Genomic DNA, 10,472 nt, shown 5'->3' on the forward strand with positions numbered 1-10,472 from the left:
CCCCCGCCACAGCGGTATCGGCTTGAGACTGGCCTGAAGAAGGCCGCCGGCCGGCAAGGAAGAAGTGGAAATGGTCGTCATGGCGATTCCTCAGCGGGTGCGGATGCGCGGATCGAGCAGCGCGTTGATGACGTCGGCCAGGAAAGTCAGGCCGATATAAAACATGGCGATGATCAGCACCACCGCCTGCACCACCGGATAGTCGTTGCGCGAGATGGCGTCCCAGGCCAGTTGGCCGAGACCTTGCATGGAGTACACCGATTCGATCACCACCGAGCCGCCGAGCATGAAACCGAGTTCGACCGCAGCAAGCGCGACGACCGGAATCACCGCGTTGCGCAGCGCATGCTTGAAGATGACCTTGCCTTTGCCGAGGCCCTTGGCGCGTGCCGTGCGGATGTAGTCGGAGCCGAGCACTTCCAGCATGCCGGCGCGCGTCAGGCGCATCATCGCCGGCATGGCGTAGTAACCGAGGGCGATGGCGGGCAGGACGAAGTTTTCCCAGCCTTCGTTGCCGGCGACCGGCAGCCAGTGCAAGGTCACCGAAAAAATCAGGATGAGGCTGAGGCCGAACCAGAAGCTGGGCATGGCCTGCCCCACCACGGCAATCACCAGCGCCACGCGATCGAGCCAGGTGTCGCGATAAATCGCCGCCAGCACGCCGAGCGGAATGGCGACGGATACCGCCAGCAACAAGGCGATGCCGCCCAGCTTCATGGTGATCGGCAGACGCTCGCTCACCATCTCCATGACCGGTCCCTGGAAGTAGAACGACTTGCCGAAGTCGAGGTGTACGGCCTTGCCCAGCCAGTCCATGTATTGCGTCACCATGGGCCGGTCGAGGCCGAATTGCACGCGTATCGCTTCGACCTGGGCGGCGCTCGACTCGGGTCCGGCAATCGCCGTCGCCAGGTCGCCCGACATGTGCAGCAGCGAAAAACTGACGATGGATACCGTGATCGCGACGCACAAGGCGATCGCCAGGCGGCGCAAGAGATAGATCAACATGGCAAGTCCTCTTTACGTTGGCTGGGCGGACGGCGGCTGCCGTCCGCCCTGGCGAGACTACTTCCAGCTGGCCTCATAAAAACGCGGCAACTCGTCCGGATAACCCTGGAACTTCAACTGCGAGTTGTAGGCGTAGAAAGTCGAGTAGGAAAACAGGGGCGCCATGAAAGCCTGTTTGGAAATCGACTCCAGCGCCTTCGAGTAATTGGCCTTGCGCACCGCCGGATCGGTCGAACTGTCGGCGGTTTCCAGCCATTGGCGCAATTGCGGATCCTTGGTGATGTCGTCGCTGCCGCCCTTGAAGAACACGCCGGCGAATGCCGAGGTGTCGTTCATCGAGAACGAGCCCCAGGCCTGGAAGGTCAGCGGCGTTTTGCCGTTGCGGTACTCGACCTGCAAGGCAGCGTATTTCATGTAGTGCAGGCGCGCGCGAATGCCGACCTTGTGCAAGTCGCCGATGATGGCTTCGGCGAATTCGCGCTCGCGGTAAGCATAGATGTCGGTGTCAAAACCATTGGGATAGCCGGCGGCGGCGAGCAACTCTTTCGCCTTGGCCGGGTTGTAATCGTAGTTGATCGCGACCTTGGCGTCGCAACCGAACTGGGTGCGGAAACAGGCGGTGTAGATGGGCTTGCTGCCGCCGCGCACCAGGTTGTCGGCAATGCCTTTTCGATTGATCGCATAGTTGACGGCCTGGCGTACGCGCAAATCCTTGAACGGTGAATTGGGCGACGACGAGCCGGGGGCATCGATGGTCAGGAAACCGACACGCATGGTCTCGCCGCTTTGCACGGTGACCTTGGGCGTACTCTTGAGCGATTCGGCCTGGTCCGCGGGCACGCGCCAGATCCAGTCGACCGCGCCGGTCATCAGTTGCGCCGAGCGGGTTTCCGGATCGGGAATGATGACGAACTTGATGTTGCCGATCTTGGGCTGGCCTTGCGGGCTATCCTTGAAATAATTGGTGTTCTTGACCATCGTCACGCCCTGCCCCGGCGTCACGCTGGTAGCCTTGTACGGGCCGGTGCCGATCGGCGCCTTGGCGAAACCGTCGAGGCCGACCTTCTTGAAATAGGCGCCTGGATAAATCGGCAAAGGGCCGGCCAGGTATTCGAGCGCGGCTGGAAAAGGCTGCTTGAGGTTGATGCGCACCTTGTAGTCGCCGAGTTTTTCGGCGCTCTTGATCCAGTCGGTATTCTGACGCGTGACGGCTTTGGATTCGCTCGACACGACATAGTTGAAGGTGAAGACAACGTCGTCGGCGCTGAACTTGTCGCCGTTCTGGAATTGCACGCCCTGGCGCAGGTCCATCACGAGCGCGGTCGGCGATTCCCATTTCCAGGCAGTGGCCAGCTGCGGTTTGTAGTCGCCGGTCTTGGGATCGCGAAACACCAGCGTGTCCCAGATCAGGTGGGCCAGGATGACGCCTTCGCGCAGATTGTTGTGATACTGGCTGATGTTTTCCACCTCGCTGTCGGAGGCGTAGACCAGCGTGTCGTTGGCCTTGTTGGCCAGCGCCGCGGGAGAGGTCGACAGCGTCGCTGCAGCCCCGGCCAGCAGCAATGCCCCTCGCACCCACGCAGCTCCGGATCCCTTCACCATGTTCTTCTTCGCGTTCATTCCCGACCTTCCATTCAAAATTGTTTGAAAAAACAACGGCATGAATTAAGCAACGGCATGCAATGGATACTAGGTTGAATGAGGCCGTGCAACAATTAGAGAATTTCTAAGCCTGCGTTGCCAAAATGAGAAGGCAAGCTTTTTGCTTGGTTATAGTGTGTGGCGATGGCGCCCCATCGCGTTTGCAAAGGCCTATATGAAATCTCAATACTTGCAGGACACCGCGCTACGCTATTTCCTCGAAGTGGTGCGTTGCGGCTCGATCGCCGAAGCATCCCAGCGCCTGAATGTCGCCAGTTCGGCGATCAGCCGCCAGATCAGCAGCCTGGAAGAATTGCTCGACACCGTTTTGTTCGAGCGCCGGCCGCGCGGCATGGTGCTGAGCGCGGGCGGGGAAATGCTGGCCGCGCATGCGCAAAAGGTGACGCTGGAAGCGGACCGCGTGGTGGCCGACCTGTTGGCGCTGAAAGGCTTGCGCAGCGGGCGCATCCGGGTGGCGGCATCGGAGGGATTCGGCATCGACTTCATGCCGCGGCTGATCCGCAACTTCCAGCAAAAGTATCCGGCGATCCAGTTTCAGGTGTATGTGGGACCGCCGGCAATGGTCTCGCGCCATGTACGGGACGGCAATGCGGATGTCGGCGTGACCTTCAATCGCCTGCCGGAACCGGATATCAAGATCGTGCACCAGCAACCGGCGCCGGTACTGCTGCTGATGCGCAACGGCCATCCGCTGAGCAAGTTCAAGAGCGTGACGCTGTCGCAGCTAAGGCCTTATCCGCTGGCGCTACCCGATCCGGACACCACGCTGCGGCAACTGTTCGACCTGGCGTGCAGCCGCCAGCAACTGGTGTTCGAACCGGTCCTTACCAGCAATTACATCCAGACGCTGCACAACTATCTGCTGGAGGGCGACGCCCTGTCGATCACCGGCGAAGTGACGGTGCGCTACCGCATCGCCAAGGGCGAGTTCACGATGGTGCCGATTCGCGACCGCGCACTCGATGGACGCTACGTCGAGGTGCAGACGCTGTCCGGGCGGACCTTGCCGCGCATCGTGGAAATCTTTCTCGACTATCTGCTGGGCGAACTGAACAAGGACATCTGACCCGGCCGCCAATACAACCGCAACCGCAGCCGCACGTCAGAGATGCAGCTGCGTAGTCGACAGCACTTCCTTGATCACCATGAAGGTACGCACCTGGCGCACGCCGGGCAGATACAGCAGCTGCTCGGCATGCAGGCGGTTGAAGCTGTCGTTGTCCTTGGTGCGCACCAGCATGAAGTAGTCGAACTCGCCCGTGACGACGTGACACTCAAGACAACCGGATACTTTTTGCACGGCTTTCTCAAAGGCCGTGAACGACTCCGGCGTGGAGCGATCCAGCACCACGCCGATCATCACCAGCGTGCCGGCATCCAGCGCGCGCGGGTTGAGCAGCGCCACGATGCCCCTGATCAATCCCAGTTCCTTGAGACGCTCCACCCGGCGCAGGCAGGCGGGCGCGCTGAGATTGACCTTGGCGGCCAGCGCGACGTTGGAAATCGAAGCGTCGCGTTGCAGCAGCTTGAGGATGGCGCGATCGGTGCGATCGAGGGTGTCGTTGAAGGATTCCGTTTCAACGCTCTTGTTACGCAATTTTGTTGCTCTCATATTTTATTTTTCAAAATAAAAATAAACAATAACTGACTATTGAAGTATTACTCATCAAATAATAGCGCAAGTTTGCAACCCTGATGCGCGCATTCATTTCTACAATGAAATCCAGCGCATATCGCTACACCGTCACACGCCATCGCACATCACACCGATATCGGAGGAGCAATCCATGCCATCCTTGTTCGCCAGTGCCGACGCGTGGATATCCCTTCACACTCCAGGAGCATCACGCATGAATCTGAAAAAATTCGCCCGCTATCCGCTGACTTTCGGCCCGACGCCGATCCAACCCCTCAAGCGCCTGAGCGCGCATCTCGGCGGCAAGGTCGAGCTCTACATGAAGCGTGAAGACTGCAACAGCGGCCTGGCCTTCGGCGGCAACAAGACGCGCAAGCTGGAGTACCTGATTCCCGAAGCGCTGGAAGGCGGTTACGACACGCTGGTATCGATCGGCGGCATCCAGTCGAACCAGACGCGCCAGGTCGCCGCGGTGGCGGCCCACCTCGGCCTGAAGTGCGTACTGGTGCAGGAAAACTGGGTGAACTATTCCGACGCCGTGTACGACCGCGTCGGCAATATCGAGATGTCGCGCATCATGGGTGCCGACGTGCGCCTCGACGCGGCCGGTTTCGATATCGGGATTCGCAAGAGCTGGGAAGATGCGATGGAAAGCGTGCGTCAAAGCGGCGGCAAACCGTATCCGATTCCGGCCGGCTGCTCGGAGCATCCGAAGGGCGGGCTGGGTTTTGTCGCCTTTGCCGAAGAAGTGCGCCAGCAGGAAGAAGAGCTCGGCTTCAAGTTCGATTACATCGTCACCTGTGCCGTGACCGGCAGCACGCAGGCGGGGATGGTGGTGGGATTCGCCGCGGACGGCCGCGCGGATCGCGTGATCGGCATCGATGCGTCGGCCAAGCCGCAACAAACTTTCGATCAGATCCTGCGCATCGCCAAAAACACGGCCGGGCTGGTGGAACTGAATTACGACATCACTGAAAAGGATGTCGTGCTCGACACGCGCTTCGGCGGCCCGGAATACGGTTTGCCGAACGAAGGCACGCTGGAGGCGATTCGCCTGTGCGCGCGTACGGAAGGCGTCCTGACCGACCCGGTGTACGAGGGCAAGTCGATGCACGGCATGATCGAGAAGGTGCGACTGGGGGAATTCCCTGAAGGTTCCAAGGTGCTGTACGCGCATCTCGGCGGCGTACCGGCGCTCAATGCTTACAGTTTCATCTTCCGCAACGGCTGATTGACAGGTTCAGCACCCTCGCCGCTGCATGTTGTGGTGCGCGGCGTTCTTCAGGTTTGTCTTCGATGAACGCCGTTTGTTCAGGCCCGGTGCATCCGCAATATAAGAGCTTGCGACAGGCGCGCGGCATTCGCATCTCCGGGAACACGTGTACGGAGAACTTCCGCTCGCAGCTTCCCGGAGCCGTCGGCTATTGCGGGGATGCGCCGGCTTTTGCGGCGGCGGTCTTTTCAGGCGCGCCGTTCTTCTTTGTATTCGATTCCGCCATCGGCGAACACACCGCGTTGGTCGAATCATAGGCAATGCCCTTGGCGTCCTTGTCGCGCGGCGGCAACTGATACGTCAATGCGCATTGCTCGTCTGCCTTGCTACCCCATTTTACGGTCAGCTTGCCCTGATCGCCGGCGACCGTGCGCACGAAAATGCGACCGCCCTGCCCCGTCATGCCCACCGAGTTGCCTTGTTCGTCGAACGCTTCTGCGCCAAACGGAAGCTGCTCGCCATTGGCCAGCTTGCTCTGAATCAGAACCGAGCGGCCATTGACCGTCGCGTATTTCAACAATACGACGGCGCCGGCATGCGGTGCCACACGCTGGCTGGTGACGCTCATTTCAACGTCGGTCGAGGTTCCCTTGGGATCGATCGCCACTTCGTTGATGCGATACGGCGTCAGATACGGGACGACCGCATAGCCGCGCCCATTGACGCGAACACCGGAAGTATTGACCATGGCGTTTTCAGCGCCCTGCGCCTCGACAATGCCGATCGTCTCGCCCAACGATTGCGACGCCGTGATGCCGCCGGCATGCACGACCAACCCGCCCGACATCTGGAACGATTGCGAGGAACCGAAACTTCCCTGGGTATAAGTGGCGCCCAGGTTGGCAAAGGTCGCATTGTACTGGCCGTTCAGCGAACCGGTTTTGGAGCCGGTGCCATCCTTCGACACGGTTGCACCGTAGGAGAAGGCGTTGTCGTCCCCTGCGGTGCCGTTGATGGATGTCTGCAGGCTGGTGCCGTTGCGCTCGTCCCTGCTGACGCTGCTGCTGACATGCGGCGAGTGCACTTCGCGCCCCAACGGCAAGGAAATGCTGGCGAAATAGAGCGTGTTGGTCGCACCGCTTGTCAGATCCTTTTGACGCTGCACGGAAAAATTGTAGGTAACAGAGCGCCAGCTATTGCTGTAACCGAAATTGAATTGCGTGTTCGAGCCGGGGCGATTCCAGTAATTCTGCGTCGCGCCGGACAAGTACAACGCGCCATAGTTGCCGCCCAACGTCTGATTGATGATCAGTTGCAACTGACTGCGCTGACGGTCTTGTTGCGCGGCGTCGCCCGTTTGCGCAATCAAGGTTTTGGCGGCCTCCAGATCGGTCAGGCGCAGGTATCCGCTACTGGAGTAGCGATAGGCTGCCAACGAGAAATTGGTGCCGGTGTCCTTGATGAACTTGCTGAAATCGATCTTGGCGCTCTGGCCGTCGCGCGTGTCGCTGTTGGAAACTTTGGCGTGCGACTGCGTCACGCTCAGCGAAAGCGCGCCCAGCGGCGTGTTGAAAGCCGATCCGCCGAGCACGGCCATGTAGTCCGCAGCAACAATGCCGCCGGCGAACAGCGTCAGGTCATTGGTAATGCCGCGCTCATACGTTCCCTGTACAAAGTTGATCGGATTGCTGAGCCCGACGCTGCGCGTGCGGCCTGCGGTCAGGTTGTAACGCCCGATGCCGGGACGCAGCAATTGCGCGATCGATGCATAGGGAACGCTGAAGCTGCTGCGGCTGCCGTCGGCTTCGGTAATTTCCACACGCAAGTCGCCGCCGTAACCTGTCGGATACAGATCGTTGATTTCAAATTGTCCGGGGGCGACGGTCGTTTCGTAAATGATGTTGCCGTTCTGCGTAATACGCACCTTGGCATTGGTTTTGGCGACGCCGCGTACGGTCGGCGCATAGCCGTTTTGCGAATCGGGCAGCATGCGATCATCGGACGCCAGGCTCACGCCGCGAAAGCCGACGCTGTCGAACAACTGTCCCGGCGTGAAGGAGTCGCCGACCACGAACTGGCTCTTCAGCGACACGATATCGCGCTGAAGATAGGTTGAAACGTTTTGATACGCCAGGGTGCCGCCGCTTTGCTTGGTCACCGACGACGCATTGCGCAAATGCCAGTCGCCCAGATTGACGCCGCCATTGAGGCCGAGATAGTACGACGTGTTGGTGACGCCGCTGCCGCTGCTGCGGAAAGCGTTGAAGTTGTAACCCAACAGGCCGGCATTGATGCCCCGGTCCCAGAACTCGGGACTGATATAGCCACGGGCACTGCGTCGCAAGGCGATCTGGGGAATGCTGATATCGAGGCGCAGATCCGCGCTGTCATAGGTCGCCGTCGCGGCTGGAATGAGTTTGTCCAATTGCTGGCAGGCGCCTGCCGTTTTTTCCTGCAGCGCGGCGAGCGCGGTTTCCGACAGTTTCTCGAAATCGACGCCGGCCATGTCCAGCAAGGCACGGTCGAAACAAGGTGTCGCGCCCGCATCATCGCCCATGTTGCGGAAGACGACCTCTGCGCGTCCCAGCCATGCGCCGTTGGCGTAGATATCCGAACGGTAGATTCCGGGGGCGACGGTGTTGCCCTTGGAAAAGCGGCTGACGTCAACAGTAGGGGCGCCCTGGAATTGCAGAAACTCGTTTCCGAACTCCACCTGAGCCAGCGTGGCGACCGGTTTCTGCGCATACGCAGCGTGACTCTCCAGCAGGGCCAGGGCCGCCAGGATCACGCCGCATATAGGTTTTAATTGAAACTTGTCCCGAACTGATTTCATCTGTCGCTGCCAATTAATTGAGTTTTTAAGTTGGTTGGCGTGCCGTTTTTGTTACTTTTGTTACTTCAGCACCGCGACGTCATTGTCATGACTATTTTTCCCCGCAGATATAAGAAAACTCCCAAAAGTCATTTTTCCTTTCTGCCCCTGCAAATAGCATAGCGTTACTCCCGAAGAAAAACGATGAAGCGCACGGCTTTATAAAAAAGTGGGATATTTTTGTGGCTATTTTGCTATGGCACAACAACGATGACCGGTCGCCAGGCAGCGCATGATTGCCATTCAACAACGTCGGAATACGTGCTCGTTCCATGGAACGAGCACCCAAAAATAGCGATTCGACAAAAAAGTCCAATAGCGGATTCTTCCAACCGCACACATCAGAAAGCCTTGGCAAGGCACGCCAGCCTGCCTCGTTCCAGCCTTCAAGGGAAAATCTCCCGCCCGGCAATCACACCGGCATTACCGATGGCCGGATTTCGACATCCCCATGTTTTTGAGAGTTTTCTTATATTTTTCGAGAGTTCAAGTCCGTAACATTCGATTCATGGTTGATCGCAAAGCAGATCAACGCACCGAATTGACGACAGACATCCCTCTTAATTTATTGGAGAACATCATGCAAAAATCACTCATCGCTTCCCTCCTGGCTGTCGCTGCTCTGGCGCCTGCCGCTTGCTTCGCCTCCGACGGCACCATCACCATCAACGGCGCCGTGACCGCGCAAACCTGCACCATCAACGGCGGCACACCCAACTTCACCGTAACGCTGCCCAAGGTTTCCGCCAATTCCCTGGCAACGGCAGGCACCAAGGCCGGCGCAACGCAATTCACCATTGCCCTGACCAATTGCACGCCCGCCAGCGGCAATGCCCGCGCCTTCTTCGAAGCCGGTCCGAACGTCGATTACACCACCGGCCGCCTGAACATCGCCGCCGGCGGCGCCGCCAACGTGCAGGTCGGCCTGGCAACGACCGCCGGCGCCGACATCGTCATCGGCGCGGCTTCCGGCGCGCAGAACACGGCTTATGTGCCGATCGCCAGCGGCAGCGCCAACCTGACTTATCTGGCGCAGTATGTCGCGACCGGCGCGGCCACCGCCGGCGCCGTGACCACCAGCGTGACTTATACGATCGAGTTTCAATAAGCGATTGGGACGGGGGCTGCAGGGATGCCTGCGGCATGGCGCGGGACGGAATCAGACAGTGCTCGCGCCTTCCTTCATCGGGAACTATCCGGACTGTCTTTCTTGTTTTAGTATGTCTGCGTGAAGCCGCTCTGCGGCTTCGGAACGTATAACAACAAATCCGCTGCACATGCCAGGAGGCTGGAATATGCGTATTCGCTTCAATGTTTGCGCCCTCTTCCGGGCTTTCTTTGTTCTTGCCGGTGCGGCTTTGTGCGTGTTGCCGGCCGGCGCCAGCGTGGTCATCAATGGCACCCGGGTCGTCTTTCCTTCCAATGAGCGCGAGGTCTCGGTGCGCCTGACCAACGAGGGCACCAGTCCGGGTCTGGTGCAGATGTGGATCGACAAGGGCGATCCCAAGTCCACGCCGAGTACCGGCGATGTGCCTTTCCTGCTGACCCCGCCGCTGTTTCGCATCGATCCGACCAAGGGCCAGACGGTGCGCATGATTTATAACAAGGAGCCATTGCCGCAGGATCGCGAGTCCATCTTCTGGCTCAATCTGCTGGAGGTGCCGCCGCGCCCCCAGAACGTCGATCCCAACGACAGCAATTATGTGCAGATGGCCTTCCGCACGCGCATCAAGATCTTCTTCCGGCCGCAGGCGTTGAATACGCAGGAACTGGTTTATGCCGCGCCGGCCAAGGTGACGTGGAAGATCATTCGCGAGGGCGATGCTTATCTGCTTGAAGCGAAGAATCCGACGCCTTATTACATCAGCGTGACCAAGACCGGACTGGTCAGCGCCGGCGATGCGCCTGAGGCCGCGCCCAAGTTCCTCAACGAAGAGGGTGGCATGCTCGCGCCAGGCGGACAGGAACGCTATGTGCTCAAGAATCTCAGGCAGCTTCCTCCTCCTCAATCGAAGGTCCGGTTCACCTATCTCAACGACTATGGCGGCTCCGTGGATGTCGATAGCGCTCTGACTCAGTGA

The 10,472-nt window shown here is 59.4% G+C and carries 8 protein-coding genes; 4 read left to right on the forward strand and 4 right to left on the reverse strand.

Translation table 11 applies throughout. The features are described 5' to 3' along the window. Positions 1-90: 90 nt before the first annotated feature. Together PMI16_RS09420 and PMI16_RS09425 are read right to left on the reverse strand one after the other, a co-directional pair. The gene (locus PMI16_RS09420; RefSeq protein ID WP_007878863.1) at positions 91-1,008 is read right to left on the reverse strand and encodes an ABC transporter permease; all 918 of its coding nucleotides are present in this window, start codon (positions 1,006-1,008) and stop codon (positions 91-93) included. A 57-nt stretch (positions 1,009-1,065) separates the two neighbouring features. Then, positions 1,066-2,628, reverse strand: coding sequence for an ABC transporter substrate-binding protein (locus PMI16_RS09425; RefSeq protein WP_007878864.1), 1,563 nt, complete (start codon positions 2,626-2,628; stop codon positions 1,066-1,068). A 196-nt stretch (positions 2,629-2,824) separates the two neighbouring features. Between PMI16_RS09425 and PMI16_RS09430 the strand changes: the two genes are divergently transcribed. Beyond that, positions 2,825-3,736: a LysR family transcriptional regulator gene (locus PMI16_RS09430; protein ID WP_007878871.1), complete on the forward strand. Its 912-nt coding sequence runs from the start codon at positions 2,825-2,827 to the stop codon at positions 3,734-3,736. A 36-nt stretch (positions 3,737-3,772) separates the two neighbouring features. Here the strand turns inward: PMI16_RS09430 and PMI16_RS09435 are convergent, their stop codons facing one another. Further along, complete coding sequence (locus PMI16_RS09435) at positions 3,773-4,282, reverse strand: Lrp/AsnC family transcriptional regulator (protein WP_007878872.1); 510 nt, start codon at positions 4,280-4,282, stop codon at positions 3,773-3,775. 238 nt (positions 4,283-4,520) lie between these two features. On the opposite strand from PMI16_RS09435, the gene PMI16_RS09440 reads away from it, so the two are divergent. Next, a complete protein-coding gene (locus tag PMI16_RS09440) occupies positions 4,521-5,537 on the forward strand; it encodes a 1-aminocyclopropane-1-carboxylate deaminase (protein WP_007878873.1) in 1,017 nt (338 codons plus the stop codon). A 190-nt stretch (positions 5,538-5,727) separates the two neighbouring features. On the opposite strand, the gene PMI16_RS09445 is transcribed toward PMI16_RS09440, so the two are convergent. Beyond that, the gene (locus PMI16_RS09445) at positions 5,728-8,352 is read right to left on the reverse strand and encodes a fimbria/pilus outer membrane usher protein (protein WP_007878875.1); all 2,625 of its coding nucleotides are present in this window, start codon (positions 8,350-8,352) and stop codon (positions 5,728-5,730) included. A 619-nt stretch (positions 8,353-8,971) separates the two neighbouring features. Here PMI16_RS09445 and PMI16_RS09450 point away from each other — a divergent pair. Together PMI16_RS09450 and PMI16_RS09455 are read left to right on the forward strand one after the other, a co-directional pair. Further along, positions 8,972-9,499, forward strand: coding sequence for a fimbrial protein (locus PMI16_RS09450; RefSeq protein ID WP_007878878.1), 528 nt, complete (start codon positions 8,972-8,974; stop codon positions 9,497-9,499). A 187-nt stretch (positions 9,500-9,686) separates the two neighbouring features. Beyond that, complete coding sequence (locus tag PMI16_RS09455; protein ID WP_007878880.1) at positions 9,687-10,472, forward strand: fimbrial biogenesis chaperone; 786 nt, start codon at positions 9,687-9,689, stop codon at positions 10,470-10,472.

Origin of the sequence: Herbaspirillum sp. CF444, assembly GCF_000282135.1 — a bacterium.
GTDB lineage: Bacteria > Pseudomonadota > Gammaproteobacteria > Burkholderiales > Burkholderiaceae_D > Herbaspirillum.